Raw genomic sequence first — 24,110 nt, forward strand, 5'->3', positions numbered from 1 at the left:
GGCCTGGAAATAAGTAAATTCGATAACCTTCTATTCGTTCTGGAGTTTTAATAGGAATCGGGGTTAAATCGTCCGTTATATTTTCGAGTGCCATCTCTTTTCCAAAATTCAATGGCAGGAATTTGGAATTCCCACAACTCTGCCGCATTCCAAGTGAAGTCATCCTTATAGCGCGCTTTGAGAAATTCTTTGTCATAGTGGCATTCGTTTCTACTTTCTTCAAAAAATAAATTACTTTGTCTGGATATGACTATTTCCTGGTGACACAGAAACTGGATTTGCCTGCGGGTAATTTGTTTGCAAACAGGTTCGTCCACACTTTGAGGGTATAATGACGACACGATGGCGCGCTCGATTTCACCGGAATCTGCGTGCACGAAATAAATCCCTGAGCCAAGTGGAAACCGGCCCACCATTCTGAGAAAGCAATTTACGTATTCCGCTTTGTAGGTGTTGGCGTGCATACCTTCCTCAAGGATGTCATATGCCCGATAGATGGTTCTGTAATCGAACTCTTTTTTAGTAGATAACAAAAAAGAAGCATAGGTCATCGGAATACGCAACAAATCCCCAAGTTCGCTATGATTTTCTTTTAAAGCAGATAGCATTTCCAACATGAAATTGAGCTGACTACGTTCCTCACCTTCGAACTCTTCTTTATCCTCACGGGTGTTGAAGCGAACAATAGGGATACCAATTCCGAGTTCAATAAAGTCCTTCGTTTTCTTTTCAATAATCGCAACAAGCTTTTTTCGCTCTTTTTGACTCAATACACGGTAGCTATCCGCTCCTATCAATGATTGAACTTCAGGGCTATGTAAGCCGAGTGACTGCAACAAAGCCGCCTTCGCTAGTGGTTTGAGAACTTTTTCCCGGTACGCAAGCTTTGTCTCAGCAGGCATAGGCTTGCGAAACACATCCAAACTGATTTTTGTTTCCCCTTTGCTAGCCATTAAACTCACTTTGCTTTTCGGGCTAAATAACGCACCCAGTCGCTGTGATAAAAACTCTGACTGAAAGGAATACTTAAATCTAATTTCTTCAAAAAGAGCGATGGTCAGCGCTGCAATATAAATGGGTTTATATTTTTCATTCCTGATATGACGAACTTTATCCTCCGGAGCGGGGGTAGACAAAGCTATCGTCCCTAGAAACTGGCTAAAAATCTGGTGACCATCTAACAGGTCCAGAATCTCATCTGTTAGGTGATCAAGAGTTTCATAGCGTTGATTCCTAGCTGTATTCAGTCGATCCTCAAGCGCATGGTATTCGTCTTCAATTTTACTTTGTTTAGCGGTGATGCGTGCTAGATAACGTGGGGTGGACGGGTGGCCTTTAATGGAGGGGTATCTACCCGTGTCTTGCTGATACTTTTTAATACGATCTACTTGATCTTGAAATTTATTTATTCTATTTTTCAGTGAATTAAGTGTTGCGTGGTCGGCCTGATATTCGCAAAAAAAAATCTTTGCGTCTTCTACCAACCCCCGATATCGGCGCATAAAGTCTGATATTTTTCGAGAAATTTCACTTACCATTGTTGGTATTTTTGAAAATTTCTCTTCGGCTGCTGCTGGTGAGCTTGTTTTGCTATCGAGAAGCATCGAACTTCAAAATCCTTTTCGACCCATTGTTAACTGTAAAGAAAACTAACACTGCGATCCGGCTTTTGCAACTGTGTTCATCAAATAGACTTTATATAAATATCTTCAATGATCACAAGAGAGGTCGACCAGTAATAGGTTAGAAGTAATCACTAAAACTAAAACTTAAATATTAAAAAGTAATAAGGAGTAGGCAGATCAATAGGAAACAGGTTGTAAATTATTAATAAGCTCCTTGGCGTCGCCTGAATAAGTTGACAAACTAATTACTGGGAATAGAGTGGGGCTGATATGACTAACGTTAACCGCAAAAAACAGCATACCCGCTAACGCGAAAAATTGTCTCTTCAGTGTTAGCATGGAAGATAATGAGCACAATGCGCTGATGGAGAGTACGCTTAGATAGCTACATATAGTAAAGCGCGGGTATATACAAAGAAGTCTTTTGGTAAGACAAAATATTTGTCAGATAAAAATAAGAAACGTAAAAGCAGTACAAATTCTATGATAACAATTGCAGTACGACCTGTTATTTTCATTTGTTTCGTTATTTTGAGTGCACTAGCCTCAGCTGAATCCTTTTCGCCTCAGTATGACAAGGATGGAAGGTTGGATAATGATTTTTACAACCAACTGATAGTGACGCAACCGCAACAACTGCTTACCCAACTGGAACCTTTGATCCATCATTCCGCCACCGATTTAGAAAAAGAAGTGCAATTACAAGCTCGTTATTTTATTGCTAGTGCTTATTACTATTTATCTCAACGTAATAAAATATTTTCCGTGGCTGAAAAAGGACTCACATTGGCGAGGGCGCAAGGTGAGCAAAAATTTGAAGCTCGGTTTCTCGCCATTCTTGCCATAGGCGCGTTAAGCAAACAAAATTTCAACTTCGCTAATAATTACGCTAATCAAGCCTTATTGTTAGCAGAAGAGCTAGCAGCAGAGACACTTTTTCATGGCGAAATACTCCTTTTAGCAGCCCAGGTTTATTACGAAACAGGAGCACTTCAACGCGCTTTAAAAGTGATGGTGAAAGCCAATGAGATTTTTACCAATTTGAACGACACCAAAAACCGTTCAGAGGCGCTCGCCAGTATTGCGCTGATGTACGACGAGCTTGGCCAGCCAGAACAAGCAATAGAATACCACTTACAGTCGCTTGATCTGATCGACATTGAAACAAACCTGATCGAAGCGTCGATTACCTATTACAACATTGCCTTAACGTATCACAGCTCGAACGAACCTCAGAAAGCACGACACTACGCAGAACTTTCATTGCATTATGCACAAAAAGCGAAGGACGAGGTGGGGGCAGCCTATGCTATTTATGAACTGGCTAGTCTGGATGAAGAGCAACAAGCATTTGACCGTGCATTTGAGTTGGTTAACACCGTTATTCCGGTTGTGCAGGAAAATGATGTTACCGGCATGATAATTTTATCCCACTTACTACGCGCCAGGCTGCTCGCCCACTTGCAATTGCCTGATTGGGAGGCTGATTTAGCTATTGCTGAACCTTTGGTGGAAAAAACTGCCAGCCTCAAACGTAGGATCGCACTGGTGCGCACTAAAGCAAAAATTTATGAATTAATAAACAACCCCCCTTCAGCACTGGAATATTATAAGCAGTGGGTTTCACTTAACGAGGAGCAACTTAAGGCAACCCAAGAGCAATCCACTCGGCGTTATCAGGCGATGTTTGAACTAAACGAAGCGGAAGCAGAAAACGAACTTTTACATACCCAAAAAAAACTCGCCGAGACAGAGTTGGAAGCAAAGGAGTTTCGCCAATGGCTTTTAATAATACTTTCATTGTTACTTCTCATCGTTTTGGTCGCCGCAGTGGCGATGTTGTTGATGCAGGTTAAAACTAAAAAGAAATTTAGAGAAATGGCGATGGTTGATGAACTGACTAATACCCGGAATAGACGCAGTATTAGTTTATTTGCTCAACAGACTATGGCTGAGGCAAAAGAAAAGCACACTAACGTTTGCTTTGCCATGGTAGACATTGACCATTTTAAATCTTTCAATGATCGTTTTGGTCATGATGTTGGCGATAGAGTATTAAAAGCTGTTGCCAGCGCTATTGCCAGCGAATTAAGAGTGCGGGATGCGTTGGGCCGCTGGGGTGGCGAAGAGTGGTTAATTGTGTTGCCTGACAGTCGATGTGAAAGCATAGAGAATATTTTTCAGCGAATTCAGTCTCGGCTAAAAACAATGCATTTAGGCCTTGAAGATGCACCAGTGATCACTGTGAGCATGGGGTGTACAAACCTTCTGGCACACGATATGTCGTTAGATCAGGTGGTCAAGCGAGCGGATGAAGCGCTATACAAAGCTAAAAATAATGGGCGTAATCGTTTCGAAATTAATCCAGGCTAAGCGCTGATAGTGAAGTAAATGAAGAAAAAAATTGGCTTCACTGTTAGGTGTTACGGGTTTGTGTTGACTTAGCCAACTACCACCCAAAATTAATCACTTAACTCCCCCCACAGGGCATGAGTAGTCGCTATTGTCCACCTGCGCGCTGTGCTAGTGAAGTTACTGCTTGTGCCCAGAAGAAGCCGATCCCTCGCACCTATCATACGAAGTAAGCCTATTTTTAAAATTTGTTATAGCTAGGTTATACCCTCGTCTTTTTCGAGGTAATGCAGCAGGAGTCGACTGGGGTGTCGAGCGCTGGATAGCGCTAATTGGAGGTGACCAAGTGTTAACTAACTTTGCTCAAAAAGGGGGGCTCATTACTCGCATACACGGATTAACAAGGGCGCGTTACACATGACGCGTAATCATTTTTTTATTACCTGTAAAGTTTTTATATAACAATAAGTGGGATTGAAGTGAGAACGTGTCTGTGCGCGTTTCATATTCTTTAATCCAGGCAATCAACATTAACAGGTTGGCGTCTTGTTCGGCCGGGGAAGAATATTTATGTGGTTCCCATGGACGATTACGGGCGTTAGCGATACATTGATTCACTGGCAGGTTTAAAAATATCATTTCATCGCAACGCGGAGCAATGTGCGTTAATAAATCGGTATAGCACCCTTCAATTACCCAATTTTCATAACTGTCCGTAAAGTGGTTTAGCATCCGCATAGACTCTTTAAGGGGCCTACGAACTGGAGGAGCACCTGGCAGCCAGGCGATGCTATCCAGCTCAAAATGAGCTAACTTGTTCTGTTCAGCCAGTTTTTTGGCGAGCGTGGATTTTCCAGCGCCGGAATTTCCAAAAATTAGGATGTTATTCATATTTTTAATTCCTGTGACTCCATCTTTTTATCTAATCGTTCAGTGATTCAAAAAATTTTTAAAAAATTTTGTCAGGTTTTCGAACTTCCTTTCGTCTATAGAAGACACATTCACTTTTTATAATGACATGAAGGAAAAACAATGGATCTTGTGAGTTCATTTTCTGTTACCAAAAAACACGTTCACCAATCAAGCGTATCCAACTGGTTAGTAGGGGGTTGGCACCTTTTTAAAACTGCGCCAGTGAAACTGACCGTGGTGATGTTGTCACTGTTTGTTATCGAAGGAGTGATCCAAATAATTCCCGGTCCCACCGGTATGTTATTGTCTAAGTGGGTAGCTAGCAGCATCGTCATTGCACTATGGCCACTGATGGATAACCTCGCTAAAAGCGGCAAGTTTCATTTGTCCGCACTGAAAAAATATTCGGGTTGGCGAAAAGCGGCCATGTTGGCGGTTATCCTTGCTTCTCCTTTTCTACTGCAAGTGTTTACCGCGTTTTTACTAATGGGACAGCCTGGGTTAGATCTGATACTGTTTGCCGAGGCGCAAATAGTACCACCCATTTTCGTTTCATTAGTATTGATCTCCGCCATTCCGCTGGTCATGTTACTGCAATTTTCACCGGCAAAACTGCTTATAGATAAACAAAGTGTGTTTCAATCTCTTGTCCAGAGTGTGCGCATGGTTATTAAAGCCTGGCGTCCAATGATGGTACTGGCATTAGTAAATGTCTTGTTAATAGGGCTTGCTCCCTATACATTTGCATTAAGTTTCATATTTTTCGGCCCATGGTTATGCTGTGTTAATTATCAGGCATATCGGGCATTGACGGCACAGGAAGCTAAGTGAATCGTCCCCAAAATATAGAGTCAATTCTAACTGAATACGCGCCCTTAGTGGCGCGTATTGCTGCAAGCCATGAGTCCAATGCTGCGCGAAGAGAAGAACTAATTCAAGATGTTAGTTTAGCGGTCTGGCGGGGATTGGAATCGTTTCGGGGTGAAGCAAGTATCAAAACCTTTGTCGCTAGAGTAGCTCACAATCGCTGCGTCGACCATGTGCTGAGCGAACAAAGACATCACCAACTGCTGTTTGACGAGAAAGCATATGCCCAGGCGAGCGAACCATGCGCAAATACTGATTCTCAACTGGACTTGTTTTCAGCATTGCAAAAGTTACCGTTAGCTTATCGGCAGGTAATGGTTATGCAACTTGAGGGGTTTACGCAAAATGAAATTGGCGACGTACTCGGGATAAATGAAGCCGCTGTTTCTCAACGTGTTAGGCGCGCTAGAATGCAACTCGAAAAGTTGCTTTAGAGGTAAGTTATGGATTCAAAGTTAAAAAAACTTCAGCAACAATACCAACAAACGACCCCTGTGATTAACCCAGACACTTTTGCTAAAAAGATCGCGCATAAACAAAAAGTTGAAAAATGGTTGGCATATTCGGAGGTAGGGTTAGGCATGGCCGTGAGTCTGTTCTGTCTTTATGCCATGGTTTATTTCGCCGAATCGATTGGAAGCCAGCTTTTATTCGGGATGTTATCTCCTATACCCATAGGTTTCGCCTTATGGAGTTTTCGCTTACGTAAAAAGCAATGGCTGCAACAGTGCGGTAGCGTTGATGAGTTTCTAAACTTCAAGAAGCAACAGATAACCATTCGGTGTCGTTACTGGCAAATTTCTGCCTGGGGAATTAGCGTTATTTGGATGGGGTTAGCTTTAGTAAGTGGCTGGGCATATAGTGTTGATAACAATTTTTTGGTGTGGGGCACGTCACTATTGGCAAATACACCGGTGTTGATTATCACTTGGCTACGTTACTGTTATGTAAAGCGGGCGGCGCAAAGACAAAATATTACGATTGATACGTTCAGAGCGAGTGATGAATAAGTGATTAAAAGGTGGATGGTGATAACAAGCCTGCATCGATGGCACTGTTACCGATATGGATGCAGGCTTTTTTATGGCGCATGAGGGTGCGGAACACTAATTTAATTCGTTATCCACCCAGAATTTCGTGCCCTTTACGAGAGCCTGAAGCGCGATGCCCGAATCGGTCATGGTATAAACTGTCACGCCCCCCAAATAAGCTTCTTTTGACATAGATACGCCTTTATCATTCGCTTTCGCAGTTGCATCGGCATTGCCTCCTGCTGTCCAGCCATTTTCAATAAAGTGTCGTAGTGCCTCTTGCGTATGAAATATCATGACAATACGATAATCTTTGGCCCCAATACCTAATCCAACACCCCCTTCAGCCATGTTCATATAGGTTTTTTTACCGGTAAGATTGTTGTTTACTACTCCGTAGCCTGTGCCTGCTGCTACTACCAGTAAATTTATGTTGGCATTTGAGAACGTACCATAACCAGCAGCATTGGCTATTTGGGCTTTAGTGTCAGGTTTCTCACGATAGAGCTGCTCAATCGTGCTTTGTTGCATATCCAGGATGGTTTGGCGCTTTTCCATTACAGTACCATCGCCCATTGATGCACAGCCGGTAACAAGAAAAAGTCCTGCAAGTAGAACGCTTAAAAAAGTTATACGCTTACTCATGTTTATTCCAATCTGCAAAAAGTGAAATTAGTACGAGGTTAAGCGGATAAAGTATTAAAATAAATATGGATTATGCCAACCCGCATTCAGGTGTGAGGAGCTCAGAGATAGAGGTGGGTATTTAGTCAAGGCACTTTGGTGAAAAGTGAATGAAGCTAGAGCCTTGCGAACCAATGTGGAACGGAAGTTAAAAAAAGGGTACTCATAAAGGTACCCATTGTAATGAAATTTATTCGGTCGCCAAAACCTGGGTAATTGTATAGCCTTTAGCGTTAAGTAAGTCGAGTAATCCTGTATCGCCTGGTATGTGCAGGGTGCCAACCAAAATAAACTCAACCTCTGGCGTAGCAAGCATTTCTTCTATGTCTGGCATCCAGTTCAGATTACGTTGGGTTAATAGTTCATCGTAAATTTTCGGAAAACTTTCTTTAAATTCTTGCAGATTATATTGATTAAGAGCGGCAAGATCACCTTCTCTCCAGTCACCGCGCAGCTGGTCCAGCATGGTGGGGATTTTCTTCACATCTTCCAAAGAGTAGCGAATAAACGCATCTTCGTCACCTTTCCCCATACTGGCTATAAAGTTTAATTGTTCTTCAGGGGTTTCAAACCAGCCCACAGATTTACCGTCACCCATAGCAATAGTGTAGTAATAGCTGTCTACCCCCTGACTGGTAAGCCCTAAACGCTGAAATTCAATCATGCTCAAGGTGATGCCAACTAACGATGGTTTCAGTTTTTGCATGGTTGAAATGGGAATGCCGCGGGAATCAAGATGTGTTTTCAGAGCTGAATACGTTTCTGGCTGCAATGTTTGTTGTAAGGTTTGCTCATCTTGATAGACGAGCGTTTGCAGGGATAGCTGAGAAAATTCAGGCGATGACAATGCTGCGATATCGGTTTCGAAAATAACTTTGTCAGCCTCGTTATAAGCTAATTTATAACTTGAGGGAAGTGGATAGTCCTGAGGACTCAGGATATGTAATGTTCCACCTATATATAAGCTATGTGACTCATTAGATACTTTCCACACTGACGCAGCCTGCGCGCTTAGTGTGAAGAGCAGCGTAGCGACTGCTACAATTCCTTTTTTCATCAATTTTTCCTGTGATGCTGTACGTATGCAGGCTAAATGTACGGAGTTTCTTTAGCTTGAGCAACTGTTTTAAAGTACCGCCATTGAGCTGTAAAATAAGTGGCTCAGTGAGAAACAGACTTCCAATCTAGTTTCATCTTCATAGGTTCGGGGGAACTTGCCAATCCAACCATTTCTTCGTAGGGGGTAGTCTGCATCAACCAAACTTGGTTAATCTGGGTATTCGCAAAGTAACTTTTTATTTCGTCCAGGCTATGAAAAGAAAGCGGTTTATCGTTGTCATTCCTGATGATCTCACCGCTTTCGCCATCAACTTTTGATACCAGGTAGATACCACCTTCAATTGATTCAATATGTAAATCCATGGAACCCTCACCATCAATATGTGTTAACAGCATATTACCTGTTTACTAGCGAGAAGAAGATTAAGGAGACGTAATTTTAGCTTTTACAGCGCTATGACCCACCTCTTCGAAGGTTAATCCAGCGTGTTCCTGCAATGGTGTGAATAGCGTATCCCCAAAACAACTGGCCGGCGTATAAAACCCACCAGGTAATGCCTGCAATTTGTCAGATTTTGCTAATTTTATCGCGGCTTCGCTAATCATCTGGGCAGTGGAGCCATAACCTGGATCTTTATCGCCAGTCACTTGAACTATAAGTGTGTCCCCGGCATCTGTTTCGCCATAAAAATAAATATCAAAAAAACCTTCCTGTTGTGCTTTTTCGGATGGACCCTCGCCCGACTTCGGAAGCCAGTATTTTTCCATCAAACTTCGTAACGGTTTTATCGAGGCGGCTGCCATAAATCCCCCTAAGCCAAGCGTGGTCATCCAACCTGTCATAACGCCCTTCGTTTTCTTACCCGTTACCAGTGCCTCTTCATAAACAAAGTGATCAGTATAGGGATTGCCCATCAGCGCGTTACTGCGATGCACAATACGGGTATTGATGGCGGCCATAATAAAAGGAGCAATCCAGCGTTGGGTATGATTGTCATAGCAGGCTTTTTTAAGGTTTGGCTGTCTTTTTGAAAAGCCATGATTAGGCGGGCACAAAACATAGGGATTGGCTATTTTCTTCCGTAATGATTTATCGCGCCCCATTTCTTCAACTAATTGGAGTATACTGGCGATAGTTCCCCCCGATGCGCCGCCTCGAATGCGTTTAACGCGCATAGCCACTTTCGTACATGGTTTATTAAAATGCAGCTGGCTTTGTTGTTGCAAGTAATAAACGCCCAAGTCAGAAGGTATAGAATCAAAACCACAACTGTTTACCAGCTTGGCCTGACTTTGGTTGGCGGATTTACCATACAAATCCAGCATGGCTTTAATCCACTGTGGCTCACCGGTTAAGTCCACATAGCTGGTATCACACTCGATACATGCCTTTATTACGGGCTCACCGTACTGGGAATAGGGGCCCACTGTAGATAACACCACTTTCGTTCGCTTACACATATTTGCCAGTGCTAGGTCATCCTGCACATCCGCCACTAATAGTTGTGGCTTATTATCGTGTTTAGAGGGGAGCCCTTTTACCAGCGCATTAAGTTTATCCTGACTGCGCCCGGCGAGCGCCCATTTGACCTTTTCCTGCTGGCTATAGTGAAGGGCAAAATATCGTGCAATAATTTGCCCTACAAAGGACGTTGCGCCGAAGATGACAACATCGAAATCTCTCATATAAAATTCCTTAATCGCGCCACCAATAAGGGCGGCAAATTACGAGCCCTGCATGTTGCAATTCATTTTTCAGCAACTGCCTGTCAGCTAAATTTAAAAATTGACCAATAATGATTTCATTATTCTGTGAAATGAGTGCAACAACAGGGAGTTGCCAGTCATTTTCGGTTTCCTTATAGAGTACATGGCATCCACGCCGCGGTATGCATTTTTTATTTTTTTGTCTGAAACCGGTCTCAATACTGATGACGTCCTTATTTATTACGATGACCTGTTCGTGATACGTCTGATGACTGACTTTAAACATTAACCACGTCAACAAACCCATTTCCAGTCCCGCAAAAGGTAAGATAATCCATACACCTACCACACTCCAACCCAGCGCAATAATGAAAATTGGAACCGCCAGTACGCCAATAAACACTTTTGATTGTCTCCAACTGGCCGAGCGATTTGGCTGTAACGTTATTCGCCAGTGGTTATTACACTGCTTACTGGTGATCATTATCTCGATACGGAATTATTGGTTAAAAACGATTTTGTCTTCAATTAGCTTAGCATAGCGATTTATTTTTCTATGTTTATCTGGCAAAGTGCGCGCAGGCTAATAATAAAAAAATTCTTAATTACCTTGTTGTCTAAAAAAATCATCCTGTTGGGTATTTTTATGCTCTGGGGCGCGTTGCTCAGTTTGCAAACGGCCCCCCTCCAACTTTTTACTGAGTATTCCCCTTTTACCTTGTTAGGTGTATTAGGTGCAGTTTTCGCTAATGCAACAGGAGCGGGTGGGGGCGTGGTATTCGTACCGTTTTTTAATCAACTCGGTTTTACGCCTGTTTCCATCGTCGCCACCAGTTTCGCCATTCAATGTTGTGGTATGACCGCGGGAGCCCTGACCTGGTGGGGTTATTATCGCAAAGAAAAAGCTCCCGACGCAGAGTGGAAAATGCTACCGGTAAGCTTATTGGTGGCCGTGCCCGCTTCATTAAGTGGGATATGGCTTGCGCAGTTTGGTACACGGGCATTTGCACAGCTTTCGTTTCTGCAGGGGAAGGTGGACGATATCCATCTGGGTTTCGGAGTTTTCTCAATCATACTATCGTTGGCGTTATTCGCTACCAGCTTGATGAAAGCGCGACCAACCTATCGCAGCACACTGAAGGGTGTAGATGCTGTAAGCTTAGTCATCATTGGGTGCATCGGTGGCGTGCTCACTGCGTGGTTATCCGTTGGTGTGGGCGAAATGGTGGCGGTTTATCTGATCCTGCGCGGATTCAATATCGCCATGTCAATTGCAATAGCAGTTATTTTAACCGCATTTACCGTGTGGGGGGCCATCCCTCATCACATTATTAATACCATGGCGATCGATTGGTCTGTCTTAATGTTTGCGGGTTTGGGCGCCATTATTGGTGGGATGATTGCCAAATATGTGGTACTTGCCTTCTCGCCAGTTAAACTCAAACTATTTTTTGCAAGCTGGGTCATGATAATGGGGCTGGCAGGATTGCCACTCTTTTAAACCTGATATTTTATCAATCCTTCCCTAAAGGCTACACGTAATTGCCATCACAAGTATTGAAAAGGTGTGGTATGGCAGAATTACAAACTGTGGCGTCTTCGGTATATTCGCTTGAGCAACCCGAGTGGTCGAAAAATGCGGTGATCTATCAGGTAAATACTCGTCAATTTAGCCAGGAAGGAAGTTTCAGGGGCGTTGAAAATGGCCTGAAACGTATTAAATCTTTAGGGGCGGATATAGTCTGGCTTATGCCTATTCATCCAATTGGCGAGGTAAACAGAAAGGGAAAGCTTGGTAGCCCTTATGCCGTCAAAGATTATTTTGCGATTAATCCGGAATTTGGGTGTGAAGATGACCTGATTTCCCTAATTCAATACGCCCACACCCTTGGCTTGAAAGTAATTCTGGACTGGGTTGCTAATCATAGTGCTTGGGATAATTACTTAGTCAGTACTCACCCTGATTGGTATGCAAAAGATCATTATGGCAATTTTAGGCCATCGCCGTGGTGGGATTGGGATGACATCATTGAATTTGATTTCGCTCGGCCTGCGCTACGCGAATATATGATCGATGCTATGTCTTATTGGGTGTCAAAATTTGATATTGATGGGTTTCGCTGTGACGTGGCGGGTTATGTCCCTAAGGACTTTTGGGAACAGGCGCGTAGTAAACTCGATGCCATTAAACCCACCTTCCTGCTTGCCGAGTGGGAAAGTAGAGAGTTGCACGAAGTTGCCTTTAATATGACTTACGCATGGAGCTGGAACGAAACGCTGCATGGTATCGCTAAGCAAGGCTGGTCTCTCGATAAATTGCGTAAATACTATTCTTGGAACGAACGGGCCTGGCCCAAATCGGGTTACCGCATGACATTCGTTTCCAATCATGACAAAAACGCCTGGGAGGGGACCCAATACGAACAGTTTGGGGAGTCTTTGACTGCGGCAATTGTTTTGTCAGTGTTAGGAGAGGGCATGCCGTTAATCCACAATGGTCAGGAAGCGGGCGAAACTAAGCGATTAGCTTTTTTCGAACGCGATCCAATAGAGTGGCAGGCCCATCCAGTCGGCGAACTTTACCAGCGCCTAATTAAATGGAAAAAAAAGGTAACAGCATTATGGAATGGTTCATATGGTGCAACGATGGTGCAGATCCCAAACTCCCAAATGGATAGTATTTTTAGTTTTGTCAGACAATTAGCGCAGGAAAAAGTGCTGATCCTGATTAATTTTTCGGCTTCATCCCAAAGCTTTGTTTTAATAGATGCATTTTGCGAAGCGGAGTATATCAATATGTTGAACGACGAAATGCATTCGATTCAAGCAGGGCAGCGCATTCAACTAAAACCCTGGGAAGCGTTGGCGCTATATTCCGGGCCGCAAAAACTGGACTAAAATTTCCGCCCATTACACCCTATTCTTTGGCATAATACGCCTTTTGCCAAATTCCGACTTGTATGCCGACCATATCAGATGTATTTGAAAAAAATGGATTACTCGCCGATGCCATTAATGGGTTTGTTCCCCGTGATGCGCAAACAGATATGGCGAAGGCTGTATATGAAGCAATCAAGAAAAAGCAGTCGTTGATTGTTGAAGCTGGAACGGGCACAGGCAAAACCTTTGCCTATTTAGCTCCGGTATTCTTAGGTAATAGTAAAGCGATCATTTCTACGGGTACCAAGAACCTGCAAGAACAACTATTCCATCGTGATTTGCCGTTGGTTAAAAAAGCGCTTTCCAGTAATCGAAAAACGGCACTGTTAAAAGGTCGGTCAAATTACCTTTGCAGACATAGATTAGGACAGCATGGCGGCAATTCTACGCTGGTAGAAAAAGACGTACTCCATCAATTAACAGCTGTTCGCGCATGGGCAAACACCACCAAGTCAGGCGATATTGGTGAGCTTAAAACCTTACCAGAGGACGCTAAAGTCATTCCTTTGATAACCTCTACGGTGGACAACTGCCTGGGTAGAGATTGCCCCGATTACGAGGACTGTTATCTGGTAAAGGCGCGACGCAACGCATTGGATGCAGATGTGGTGGTAGTCAATCATCATCTGTTTTTCGCCGATCTGGCGCTTAAGGATACAGGGTTTGGAGAACTGATTCCTGATGCAGATGCGATTATCTTTGATGAAGCTCATCAGATCCCAGAAATCGCCAGTGATTATTTCGGTGAGTCCTTATCCACGCGGCAAATCCAGGACATGGCGAAAGATTTGACCTTACTCTATCGCACCGTGTTAAAAGATGCAGAACAATTAGATAAAGCGGCAGAAAAATGTCGGCTGATTGCGGCGGATCTGCGGTTACTGTTTCCAGCTACCCCACAACGGGGAAACTGGGCCGAGGCTTTACAAAGGGACGATGTTCAATTACAGGTTGATAAGCTCGCCGCTGCGCTTGAAGTATTGCATGACGTGTGTAAGTTGCATATTGGACGGGATAAAGATCTTGATCATATTTATGAACGGGTGGTGCATTCGCGGGAGAAGCTGGATGCCCTGCGTGACTATGAACAAACAGGCGTGAGCTTGTGGTATGAAACTACCAACCGTCATCTTATTATGCATCTCACGCCACTATCGATTGCGGCGAAGTTCCGGCGATTTGTTTCTGAGCCGCCCCGGGGGTGGATTTTTACTTCTGCAACATTGATGGTAGATGAGGGCTTTACCCATTTTCAGAAAAGAATGGGTTTAGAAGAGGCCAACACTTTAGGCTTAGACAGCCCATTTGATTATCAACAACAAGCTCTCCTGTGTGTGCCTCGCTATTTACCTGAACCCAATAGTTTAGCGTTGCAGGACAAATTGTTTGAAGTGGCAAAACGCTTGATTGAAGCCAGCAAAGGGCGTTGTTTTTTGCTGTTCACCAGTCATGCTATGTTAAAGAAAATGGCTGCACGTTTAGAAGAAGCGATAGACAACCCTTTATTGGTACAAGGAACCACCACTAAGCAAGCCTTATTGCGAGATTATCTCGCCGATCAACGTGCGGTATTGTTAGGCACCGGCGCGTTTTGGGAAGGGGTGGATGTACGCGGAAGTGATCTTGTATGTGTCATGATAGATAAACTTCCCTTTGCTTCGCCAGATGATCCTTTACTTCAGGCGCGTATTGATGATGTAAGGAAGAAAGGCGGTAACCCTTTTGCTGCTATCCAAATTCCGCAAGCAGTGATTACGCTCAAACAGGGCGCGGGAAGATTAATTCGCGATCCGTCTGATAAAGGTGTGTTGGTGATTTGCGATAACCGGCTGGTCACAAAACCGTACGCAAAAACATTTGTTGCCAGTTTACCCAATATGCGCAGAACGCGAGATTTAGATACGGTTGATGCGTTTCTGACTGATATTGAATAAATGAAGTGTAAAACATAACATGAATATACTGGCTATTGATACGGCGACTGAGGCTTGTTCTGTCGCCTTGCACACAGAAAAAAACGTGATTGCTAGATTCGAATTATGCCCACAGCAACACAGCCAACGCCTGTTGCCAATGGTAGATGAAGTTCTAAAGGAAGCGGCAATCAGCTTACTCGATTTAGATGCACTAGCTTTTGGACGCGGTCCGGGCAGTTTTACGGGTGTTCGAATTGCGACGGGAATGGTACAAGGCCTAGCCTTTGGTGCTAATTTACCTGTGGCGGGTATCAGTACGTTAGCGGCGATGGCCCAGCAAGGCTTTGAGCAAACCGACGCTGAAACATGTGCGTGTGCCATTGATGCCCGCATGGGTGAAGTGTACTTTGCCATATACCAACGTAATGCAGAAGGCATGAATGAGTTAGTTAAGGAACAAGTATGTCCCCCAGCAGAGGCTGCGCATTTATTAAAAGGCCGCAAGTTCATCCCCGTTGGGACAGGCTGGCAAGCTTATGCTGAACTACAACAGACGCTGCCACCTGAATGTACTGTTGATATTTTGTATCCGTCTGCAGAATTTATGCTTTCACTTGCTGCCAGAGCAGTAAACGATCACAACACTGTGGCGGCCGACAAGGTGTCACCTGTGTATCTACGAGATAAAGTGACGTGGAAAAAGTTACCTGGTCGGGAATGATAATTTTTCTTTGGCCTGCTATTTGCTGAAGTAAAAATTAAACTAGATAAGTCGTTAGTTTTAGTCAAAAAATTGACGGCGTGACGAGCGCGTCACGGTTATAGTGACAAAGCTTTCGGCAAACAGGAATGGATTAGCACACGCAGATCCAACATTGGAATTTCACAGACGTAAGTAGTTAATTGAGTCGAATGGACATTGAATCCACTCTCATCATTTCTCGTCCGGACGCTGCACCAGATCGTGCGGCGATTCCGCCTGCGCGTCAGGTTCCTATTGAGCAAGAACCCCCACCAAAAGTTAACCACCGCAATGATCTGGTTCGCTATTCGGCTACAGACGATGTACTCGATGAAGCCAGCAAGTTTCAACGTCAATCCGGTTATGATCAGCCTGCAGGGAAAGGAAAACAGGCCGTTGAGTCGTATTTAAGTTTGGAAAGAGAATCACGTAGAGATGATATTCACAAAATGCTGGGTGTCGATATTTACGCGTAATTGGTCATAAATTCAGGTTTTATTCAGCTTCATTTCCGATACTATAGCAAAGGAAGGTTTCGCATTTTAAAAGGTAACGCTATGATCCGTCACGCTGTCGCGTTGATTGTTTTATTTATGTCTGGCTGTGCAATTGTGCCTGACCCTATCAAGGTGCCGGATGATGCCCAGCTAACTTCTTATTCCCGCTCTGTAACAGGAGGAGAAAAAGTAAAAGGAAGTATGGCTAGATGGGGTGGCGTAATTGTTAATGTGGAAAATAAGTCGCAGAAAACCTTTATAGAGGTGGCGCACTTTCCACTAAATCACTATGGTAAACCCAATACAAATGAAAATACGGTTGGCCGGTTTAAAGCACGAATAAATGGCTTTGTAGACCCGATCATGTTTGAAGAGGGAAGAACGGTCACCTTTGTGGGGCGTCTGGATGATCCCATGTCCGGGATGGTGGGGGAACAGCCGTACATTTATCCTACCCTCGCTGTAGATGATTACTACATCTGGCGTAAAGAAACCGAATACGATGTTTCTACCGTATATTTTAGCTACGGGTTGGGCTGGTATTCTCCTTTTTACTATACTTTTCATAGGCCGTATTGGGGACTCCACCGCTCCAGGGTGAGGGTGATTCATCGTAGTAACCCTAACCCGGTTGTGCGTTCTAAACCTGTCTTAAAGAGAAAGAGTTCAGCGCAAAATCGGCCCCCGAAAGACGTGATGCGTTCCCGCCCCAGCGCTCGGGAAAATAAGCGCTTGATACTGAGAGATAGAAGAGAAGAACCTTAAAGGCAAACTCATGCTGAAGTGGCAAGAGGTTGCCGCTAAAATTGGCAAGGAGTGACCGCATTGAGTATGTTTGAAACTGAATTTCATGCTGGCCGGATGGTGCTAGGCGGGCTTGATAACAGGGGACACGGCAAAACAATTGTAGGCTTGCACGGTTATCTTGACAATGCCGCAAGCCTGAGTGTTCTCTCTCCCTATTTACAAGATTATCGTTTTATTTCATTAGATTTAGCTGGCCACGGACGGTCTTCTCATCGTCCTCACGGTGCCCATTATAATCAAATAGATTATATCCAAGATTTGCATGCTTTGTTTGCACAAAACGATTTCGGGGAGATAATCCTGATGGGGCACTCGCTTGGGGGAATAGTGGCGACGATTTATGCCGCCCTCTTTCCTGAAAAGGTAAAAGGTGTATTGAGTCTTGACGCTTGCGGCCCGTTAACGAAGCCTGAACACACTACCACTGAACAGTTACGCGAATCAGTACTGAGTCGCTTTGAGAAAACACGGAATCGCCTACGGGTCGTGGATCTGGAAAAAGCAGTAACTGCGCGTTGTAAAATGTCAGATATCGCTCCTGAGCATGCCAGGTTAATTATTAAGCGCAATCTCACGCAAGATGCCAGTGGTCACTATTTTTGGGCAAGTGATCCAAAGCTCAGAACTAAGTCTTCATTGCGTTTGACTGAAAAACAGGCCGAAGATCTGATGAAAAATATTCAGTGTCCGGTTTGGTTTGCTGCCGCCACCAAAAGCTTTAAAGATTTAAGTCAAATGTATGAAAGTCGGCGCAGTTGGTTTTCACAAAGTCAGTTAGTAGAGTACGAAGGGGGGCATCATATTCATATGGAACAGCCCGAAGCCCTTGCTAACGGGATGAAGCGGTTTATTGAACAATTGTGATAACCAGCGTTTATCTTTGCGGTTTCATCCTATACTATACGCTAGAAATCAGACCAGTGGCCTTCGGTGTGTGGAATCATCAGCTAAATCCTACACTTGAATATCTAATATAATTTGGCCCCGCACGCATAGAATAAGAAAAACGAAAGGAGGTTTCGTGGAGAAAACCTGGCTTAAGTATTACGACCCTAGAGTATCAGCTGAGATTGATCCTGACCGATACAGTTCTATTGTTGATATTTTTGAGCAGTCAATTCAAAAATATGGTGATAAAACGGCATACATCAACATGGGCCATTCCATCACCTTCAACGAGCTGGACACTTTGTCGGCCAACTTTGCCGCGTATCTGCAAAGTAGTGGGCTAAAGCGTGGTGATGCGGTAGCGGTAATGATGCCCAACCTTCTTCAATATCCCATCGTAATGTTTGGCATATTGCGCGCCGGCTTGATAGTCGTAAACGTTAATCCGCTGTATACCGCAAGAGAATTAAAACACCAGCTTAAGGACGCTAGTGTCAAGGCGATAGTAATCGTAGAAAACTTTGCCAGTACTCTCGAGCAGGTTATTAAAGATACTGATGTGCAACAGGTCTTATTAACGTCACTCGGTGATATGTTGCCCATACCAAAGCGTTGGATTGTTAACGCAGTGGTGAAGCACGTGAAAAAGATGGTGCCCTCATTTTCTCTGCCACAAGCGAAATCGTTCACGTCTGCCTTAAAAGAAGGCGCAAACAAAACCTACACTAAGCCAGAAATTACCAGTGAAGATTTGGCGTTCCTGCAATATACCGGTGGCACCACGGGCGTGTCGAAAGGTGCCATGCTCACCCATCGCAATATGATCGCGAATCTTGAGCAAGTGTCCGGCATACTTGAGACGGCCATTGAGCCTGGCAAAGACCTGGTGGTCACAGCGCTTCCGCTTTACCACATATTTGCATTGCTCGCGAATTGCCTGTTGTTCTTAAAGTGTGGCTGCCCCAATTTGCTCATTACCAACCCGCGTGACATGCCAGGGTTTGTAAAGGAGCTCGAAAAATATCCATTTGCTATTCTTCCCGGGGTGAATACGCTTTTTAATGGTTTACTGAATACACCAGGTTTCAGTGAGCTAGACTTTTCGAAATTTAAATTTGGATTGGGTGGGGGAATGGCTGTTCAGCGTCCCGTTGCCGAGAAATGGCAAAAAGTGACAGGCACAGTATTACTGGAAGGTTACGGATTGACGGAATGTTCCCCTGTGGTAACGGTTAATCCTCCGCAGATAGAAGCGTATAAAGGATCTATTGGGTTACCGGTACCCTCAACTGATATCAAGTTAGTGGATGAGGACGGCAACGAAGTGCCCGTAGGTGAGCCCGGTGAAATGTGGGTGAAAGGGCCTCAGGTCATGCGAGGCTATCTCAACCGACAAGCTGCTACCGATGAGATACTTAAGGACGGTTGGTTAGCCACTGGTGATATTGCCAAAGTAGATGAACAAGGCTATTTCTATATCGTAGATCGCAAAAAAGACATGATTCTGGTATCAGGCTTTAATGTTTTCCCCAATGAAATTGAAGAAGTAGCGGCAATGCATGAAGGAGTCATCGAAGCTGCTGCTGTGGGGGAGCCCCATGAAGCCAGCGGTGAAATTGTTAAGCTGTTTGTGGTGAAAAAAGATCCTGAGCTTACCGCTCAAGACATTATAGCCCACTGTAAATCGCACTTAACCGGGTACAAAGTTCCTAAGAAAGTGGTGTTTAAAGACGAGCTTCCCAAAACCAACGTAGGTAAAATACTACGAAGAGAGCTACGCGACTAAGTCAGTAAGCGATGCGGCACAGGCCGCATCGCTATTTTCTTTTGTTGTATTTAACTATTCGTTAAGGTATTAAACCCATATCTTTAAGCTTTTGTGAAATCTATCGGGTTTCATATAACTCTGTGTTCTCATAATTACCTATGCGCTATCAATTAATAAGTGATAATCATTCATTGGCCGAAGTATGCAATCAAGCTTCTCGCCACCGCAGTATTGCACTCGATACTGAATTTGTCAGAACACGAACGTTAACGCCTCAACTTGGTTTGATTCAGCTATATGACGGCGACCAGTTAGTGTTAATCGATCCGTTATCGATCAGCGATTTCACACCTTTTATCGACCTGTTAACTAATCCACGCATTACAAAAGTACTGCATTCCTGCTCGGAAGATATTGAAGCATTTTTGACCTTTTTCGGCCAGGCGCCCTCACCAGTTTTTGATACTCAATTTGCTGCTAATATATTGGGGTTAGGGGCGACCGTTGGATATGCAAGAATCATTGATGAGTTGTTAGATATTCAACTGGACAAAGGAGAAGCACGAACCGACTGGCTTGCTCGACCTCTTAGCGACAATCAACTTCATTACGCGGCGAACGATGTGCTCTATCTGTTACCTGCTTATGAAAAGCTTGCCGCTAAGATAGATGAAATACAAAAGCGTGATTGGGTCGTTGCCGAAATTTCTCATTTAGTTAGCAAAAAAGCCGCGCAAATTCCGCCACAATGGGCTTACTTGCAAGTTAAAAATAATTGGAAGCTAAATCAAAAACAGATATATGTGTTGAAAAAGCTTGCTGCTTGGCGGCTTGAACGCGCGCGCAAAAAAGATATGGCGTTAAATTTTGTTCTCAAGGAATCTGCGCTGATCGATTTGGCGCAGATTCAACCCGGCGAAAAGGCCGAGTTAGCTAAGATCTATGGTGTCTCACCCCAGGCGGTACGTAAACAAGGCGATATTTTACTTACTTTGATAAGGGACGCAGTTAACGAATTTGAACAGCTTGAAGATCACGAAAAACCGTCTCGGGTTTTACGTTTAATCGATGTCCATGCTTACAAAAAGTATGCGTCTGAGCTTAAAGCCATCGCCCAATCTGTAGCGGATGACGCTAATGTAGCAGTGGAAGTGGTGGCGTCAAAAAAACAATTAAATCAAGTCCTCAAGTGGTGGTGGTTCGATGCAGATGAAGCGTCTGCGCAGGGACTGGCGCCAGATTTACTCAGTGGCTGGCGTGGCAAACTTTTTTCGCGCAAAATAATTGAATTATTAGGTGAGATTCCTGAAAATAAGCGTCATCTGCTGGATGAATCTATACTGATTTAATGTCTTCATTAATCCCTTCTGCGAGTAAATTCCATGTTATGTGCGGTGTATAAGACGCGACGAAAAGAGGGAATGTATTTATATCTTCCCAACAAAGACAAATTTGATGATGTGCCCGAAGTGTTGATGAACACCTTCGGTAAGCCCCAGTTTGTGATGCTGTTGGCGGTAAAGAAACATGAAAAAGTTGCAGGCATAGAAAGTGAAACACTGCAAAAAGCATTATCGGAGGAAGGCTATTATTTGCAAATGCCTGCACAGATGGAGGATTGGTTGGCTGACCACAGAATGAATCTGGGACTGTCTAAAAAAGCGGAAGAGTGAAGTGCCATGAAAAAATTAATGTTTAAATATTGCTATGTGCTCTTCAGCTGTTTTTTCGCGTTTTCCAGTGTGGCGAATACCAAGTCAGAGGAAGGTTTTAAAGACTATTTACAGCAGCTGGCTGCTGAAGCCATCGCAGACGGTTTCGACACACAACTAATCGAAAACGCGATGCAGAACATTCAGTATCGGCCCACAGTAATTAAGGCGGATAAAAACCAACCTGAACGTACCCTCACCCTTGACAGTTATCTGGCAAGCCGAGTCCCTGACTGGAAAGTCAAGCAAGCGGTGTCACTCTTAGATACGCATCGTTCGTTGCTGCACGAAATAGGTACAAGGTATGGCGTTCAACCGCGTTTTATTGTTGCGTTGTGGGGAAATGAGTCTAATTTTGGAAAAATTCAGGGTAATCACGATGTATTATCCGCGTTGGCATCGTTAGCCTACGAAGGAAGGCGGGAAGCGCTGTTTAAAAAACAGTTTTTCGCAGCATTGACGATTCTGCATGAAGGCCACACTTCGCTGGATGCCTTTAAAGGATCCTGGGCTGGCGCGATGGGGCAAAGTCAGTTTATGCCCACTTCATTTCTCACTTATGCGGTTGATTACGATGGCGATGGACGCAAGGATATTTGGAATAATTACGCTGACGTATTCGCTTCCATCGCTAATTATCTCGCGTCTGAGGGCTGGGTAGAGACGTATACTTGGGGGCGACAGGTAAAACTCACTGACCATTCGGCTAGTCAATTCGCTGGATTGGATAAAGATAACTTCGTCGAACTTACTACATGGCAAAGCAGGGGAGTACGTCGGTTCGATGGACAAAGCTTGCCGCATGTACCTATTAAAGCGTCTTTAATTATGCCTGATGGTGAAAATGGACGGATTTATCTGGTCTACAATAATTTTCATACACTAATGCGCTGGAATCGGTCGACCTATTTTGGCGTTTCAGTGGGTTATTTGTCTGATCGCATCAAAAGAGGATACTAATAATGTATCAACATAGTGATAATGCCGGTGGTGTGATCGACCTTCCCGTCAACAAAGTGGTGTGTGTCGGAAAAAATTATCAGGATCACGTGATTGAAATGGAAAAGCATTTCAAATCAACGGTGGGCGATACACCTCTTATTTTTATGAAACCACGTAATTCGATATGCTCGCTGAGCCATCCAGTGAAGATTCCATCTGATAAAGGCGAGTGTCATAACGAAGTAGAAGTAGCATTGCTGTTGCAACATCGATTATGTAACTGTGATGACCTGAAGGAAGCAGAGCAAGCTATCTGGGGAATCGGCATCGCGCTGGATCTCACGCTTCGCGATATTCAATTGGAACTAAAAAAAGCAGGTCAACCTTGGGAAAGAGCTAAAGCGTTCGATGCCAGTTGCCCGGTTTCAGCTTTCGTTCCTAAATCTCAATTTCAGCATCTTGATGATATTACATTTAGTTTGCAAGTGAATGGGTCAATTCGCCAACAGGGTAGCACTAAACACATGTTAGTAGGCATGGTCGATTTGGTTATGCAAATGTCGCAAGCCTTCACCCTTGACGCCGGGGATATCATTCTCACTGGCACGCCGAGTGGGGTAGGGCCGCTCGCTAAAGGTGATGAGCTTCAGCTTAGGTTGGGCTCACATTTAGATGTACACACCAAAGTGATTGCATAATGACAAAACCATTCTGGGAAACCAAGACTTTAGAAGAGATGACCGAACAGGAATGGGAAGCCCTCTGCGATGGTTGTGGTAAGTGTTGCTTGCATAAGTTTATCGACGATGACTCTGTAGAGAATGCCGTAACCACTGACACAATCAAACCAGAAGAAAAAGTTCATTACACCAACATTGTATGTGACTTGCTCAATACGAAAACATGCAGTTGTACGCAATATATGGAGCGAACTCGACTGGTACCTGATTGTGTCAAGCTAACCAAAGAAAACCTTAAAGATATCTTTTTTATGCCCACCAGTTGCAGTTACCGCAGGCTGTACGAGGGTAGGGGTTTACCTTCTTGGCATCCGCTTCTCAATGCGGGAAGAAAGTCAGCAATGCATAAAAAAGGCATGTCAGTAAGAGGGAAAACGGTATTCGAACACCAGGTTGATATGGAACACTTTGAAGATTACATTGCCTTGTGGCCGCTGGAAGATTTAGATTAAGCCTTACCCACGCGATATTAAGAGAAGAGATCATAATATTTTTTGGCTAAGCTATTTTCAATTTGTTGTGCTGAGTAGCGTTAGTTAAATTATCAACAAACCCCTTTTTAATCCCGCTAATCATGTTTGAGAGGTTCCCACCTTCGTGGGAACGACGAAGGATTTTAGTGGGAACGACGAGGGATGTTGGTGGGAATGACGAGGGGATGCTGCTGGGAAATTTACGTCATCCTCCCCGCGCCAAACCTTGTCATTCTCAGCGCGCTATACCTTGTCATCCTCCGCGCCGGCGGAGGATCTCCATAATAAGAATCAGGCGTCAAAAACAGCCTTTTTAATCCCGTTAGCCGTGTTTGAGAGGTTCCCACCTTCGTGGGAACGACGAGGGGATGCTGCTGGGAAATTTACGTCATCCTCCCCGCGCCAAACCTTGTCATTCTCAGCGCGCTATACCTTGTCATCCTCCGCG

The 24,110-nt window shown here is 44.1% G+C and carries 24 protein-coding genes; 17 read left to right on the plus strand and 7 right to left on the minus strand.

The genetic code is table 11. The features are described from left to right. Positions 1 to 47: 47 nt before the first annotated feature. On the minus strand, positions 48 to 1,604 hold the full coding sequence (locus OPS25_RS01490) for a hypothetical protein (protein ID WP_265615877.1): 1,557 nt from the start codon (positions 1,602 to 1,604) through the stop codon (positions 48 to 50). 609 nt (positions 1,605 to 2,213) lie between these two features. Between OPS25_RS01490 and OPS25_RS01495 the strand changes: the two genes are divergently transcribed. Then, positions 2,214 to 3,998, plus strand: coding sequence for a tetratricopeptide repeat-containing diguanylate cyclase (locus tag OPS25_RS01495; protein WP_265615878.1), 1,785 nt, complete (start codon positions 2,214 to 2,216; stop codon positions 3,996 to 3,998). Positions 3,999 to 4,388: 390 nt separating this feature from the next. On the opposite strand, the gene OPS25_RS01500 is transcribed toward OPS25_RS01495, so the two are convergent. Next, positions 4,389 to 4,868, minus strand: coding sequence for an AAA family ATPase (locus OPS25_RS01500; RefSeq protein ID WP_265615879.1), 480 nt, complete (start codon positions 4,866 to 4,868; stop codon positions 4,389 to 4,391). Between the two features lie 141 nt (positions 4,869 to 5,009). On the opposite strand from OPS25_RS01500, the gene OPS25_RS01505 reads away from it, so the two are divergent. From OPS25_RS01505 to OPS25_RS01515, 3 genes are read left to right on the plus strand one after another with little or no spacing between them, the layout of a single operon-like run. After that, on the plus strand, positions 5,010 to 5,720 hold the full coding sequence (locus OPS25_RS01505; RefSeq protein ID WP_265615880.1) for a hypothetical protein: 711 nt from the start codon (positions 5,010 to 5,012) through the stop codon (positions 5,718 to 5,720). Beyond that, positions 5,717 to 6,190 carry an RNA polymerase sigma factor gene (locus OPS25_RS01510; protein ID WP_265615881.1) on the plus strand — a complete coding sequence of 158 codons (474 nt, stop codon included), beginning with the start codon at positions 5,717 to 5,719 and terminating at the stop codon, positions 6,188 to 6,190. Before OPS25_RS01505 ends, OPS25_RS01510 begins: the two co-directional genes overlap by 4 nt. Positions 6,191 to 6,199: 9 nt before the next feature. Next, positions 6,200 to 6,766 carry a hypothetical protein gene (locus tag OPS25_RS01515; protein WP_265615882.1) on the plus strand — a complete coding sequence of 189 codons (567 nt, stop codon included), beginning with the start codon at positions 6,200 to 6,202 and terminating at the stop codon, positions 6,764 to 6,766. Between the two features lie 96 nt (positions 6,767 to 6,862). Here the strand turns inward: OPS25_RS01515 and OPS25_RS01520 are convergent, their stop codons facing one another. The 5 genes from OPS25_RS01520 to OPS25_RS01540 all read right to left on the minus strand — a co-directional run bounded on the left by OPS25_RS01520 (position 6,863) and on the right by OPS25_RS01540 (position 10,721). After that, positions 6,863 to 7,432, minus strand: a complete 570-nt coding sequence (locus OPS25_RS01520; protein ID WP_265615883.1) for a lipid-binding SYLF domain-containing protein — start codon at positions 7,430 to 7,432, stop codon at positions 6,863 to 6,865. A gap of 229 nt (positions 7,433 to 7,661) precedes the next feature. Continuing rightward, on the minus strand, positions 7,662 to 8,528 hold the full coding sequence (locus OPS25_RS01525) for a TraB/GumN family protein (RefSeq protein ID WP_265615884.1): 867 nt from the start codon (positions 8,526 to 8,528) through the stop codon (positions 7,662 to 7,664). Between the two features lie 104 nt (positions 8,529 to 8,632). After that, positions 8,633 to 8,926 carry a DUF6482 family protein gene (locus OPS25_RS01530; RefSeq protein WP_265615885.1) on the minus strand — a complete coding sequence of 98 codons (294 nt, stop codon included), beginning with the start codon at positions 8,924 to 8,926 and terminating at the stop codon, positions 8,633 to 8,635. Between the two features lie 27 nt (positions 8,927 to 8,953). Next, a complete protein-coding gene (locus OPS25_RS01535; RefSeq protein WP_265615886.1) occupies positions 8,954 to 10,216 on the minus strand; it encodes a saccharopine dehydrogenase family protein in 1,263 nt (420 codons plus the stop codon). Positions 10,217 to 10,226: 10 nt separating this feature from the next. Then, a complete protein-coding gene (locus OPS25_RS01540) occupies positions 10,227 to 10,721 on the minus strand; it encodes a DUF2244 domain-containing protein (protein ID WP_265615887.1) in 495 nt (164 codons plus the stop codon). Between the two features lie 162 nt (positions 10,722 to 10,883). Between OPS25_RS01540 and OPS25_RS01545 the strand changes: the two genes are divergently transcribed. The 13 genes from OPS25_RS01545 (at position 10,884) to OPS25_RS01605 (ending at position 23,641) form a co-directional block, all read left to right on the plus strand. Further along, positions 10,884 to 11,738 carry a sulfite exporter TauE/SafE family protein gene (locus OPS25_RS01545; protein ID WP_407080206.1) on the plus strand — a complete coding sequence of 285 codons (855 nt, stop codon included), beginning with the start codon at positions 10,884 to 10,886 and terminating at the stop codon, positions 11,736 to 11,738. Positions 11,739 to 11,809: 71 nt separating this feature from the next. Continuing rightward, positions 11,810 to 13,135, plus strand: a complete 1,326-nt coding sequence (locus OPS25_RS01550) for an alpha-amylase family glycosyl hydrolase (protein ID WP_265615889.1) — start codon at positions 11,810 to 11,812, stop codon at positions 13,133 to 13,135. A 62-nt stretch (positions 13,136 to 13,197) separates the two neighbouring features. Beyond that, a complete protein-coding gene (locus OPS25_RS01555) occupies positions 13,198 to 15,111 on the plus strand; it encodes an ATP-dependent DNA helicase (protein ID WP_265615890.1) in 1,914 nt (637 codons plus the stop codon). Between the two features lie 19 nt (positions 15,112 to 15,130). Further along, positions 15,131 to 15,814 (plus strand): tRNA (adenosine(37)-N6)-threonylcarbamoyltransferase complex dimerization subunit type 1 TsaB, encoded by a 684-nt coding sequence (tsaB, locus tag OPS25_RS01560; RefSeq protein WP_265615891.1) that lies wholly within the window; start codon positions 15,131 to 15,133, stop codon positions 15,812 to 15,814. A 182-nt stretch (positions 15,815 to 15,996) separates the two neighbouring features. Further along, positions 15,997 to 16,311, plus strand: coding sequence for a hypothetical protein (locus OPS25_RS01565; RefSeq protein WP_265615892.1), 315 nt, complete (start codon positions 15,997 to 15,999; stop codon positions 16,309 to 16,311). An 81-nt stretch (positions 16,312 to 16,392) separates the two neighbouring features. After that, positions 16,393 to 17,097 carry a Slp family lipoprotein gene (locus OPS25_RS01570; protein WP_265615893.1) on the plus strand — a complete coding sequence of 235 codons (705 nt, stop codon included), beginning with the start codon at positions 16,393 to 16,395 and terminating at the stop codon, positions 17,095 to 17,097. A gap of 66 nt (positions 17,098 to 17,163) precedes the next feature. Continuing rightward, positions 17,164 to 18,003 carry an alpha/beta fold hydrolase gene (locus OPS25_RS01575; RefSeq protein ID WP_265615894.1) on the plus strand — a complete coding sequence of 280 codons (840 nt, stop codon included), beginning with the start codon at positions 17,164 to 17,166 and terminating at the stop codon, positions 18,001 to 18,003. A gap of 157 nt (positions 18,004 to 18,160) precedes the next feature. After that, positions 18,161 to 19,813: a long-chain-fatty-acid--CoA ligase FadD gene (fadD, locus tag OPS25_RS01580; protein WP_265615895.1), complete on the plus strand. Its 1,653-nt coding sequence runs from the start codon at positions 18,161 to 18,163 to the stop codon at positions 19,811 to 19,813. 140 nt (positions 19,814 to 19,953) lie between these two features. Next, the gene (gene rnd, locus OPS25_RS01585; RefSeq protein ID WP_265615896.1) at positions 19,954 to 21,144 is read left to right on the plus strand and encodes a ribonuclease D; all 1,191 of its coding nucleotides are present in this window, start codon (positions 19,954 to 19,956) and stop codon (positions 21,142 to 21,144) included. Between the two features lie 33 nt (positions 21,145 to 21,177). After that, complete coding sequence (locus OPS25_RS01590) at positions 21,178 to 21,468, plus strand: YcgL domain-containing protein (RefSeq protein ID WP_265615897.1); 291 nt, start codon at positions 21,178 to 21,180, stop codon at positions 21,466 to 21,468. A gap of 6 nt (positions 21,469 to 21,474) precedes the next feature. Then, entirely contained in the window at positions 21,475 to 22,467 is a 993-nt protein-coding gene (locus OPS25_RS01595) for a lytic murein transglycosylase (RefSeq protein ID WP_265615898.1), read from the plus strand. 2 nt (positions 22,468 to 22,469) lie between these two features. Further along, complete coding sequence (locus OPS25_RS01600) at positions 22,470 to 23,147, plus strand: fumarylacetoacetate hydrolase family protein (RefSeq protein WP_265615899.1); 678 nt, start codon at positions 22,470 to 22,472, stop codon at positions 23,145 to 23,147. After that, complete coding sequence (locus tag OPS25_RS01605; protein ID WP_265615900.1) at positions 23,147 to 23,641, plus strand: YcgN family cysteine cluster protein; 495 nt, start codon at positions 23,147 to 23,149, stop codon at positions 23,639 to 23,641. Before OPS25_RS01600 ends, OPS25_RS01605 begins: the two co-directional genes overlap by 1 nt. Positions 23,642 to 24,110 lie beyond the last annotated feature (469 nt).

It is taken from the genome of Alteromonas aquimaris, assembly GCF_026183695.1.
Lineage (GTDB): Bacteria > Pseudomonadota > Gammaproteobacteria > Enterobacterales > Alteromonadaceae > Alteromonas > Alteromonas aquimaris.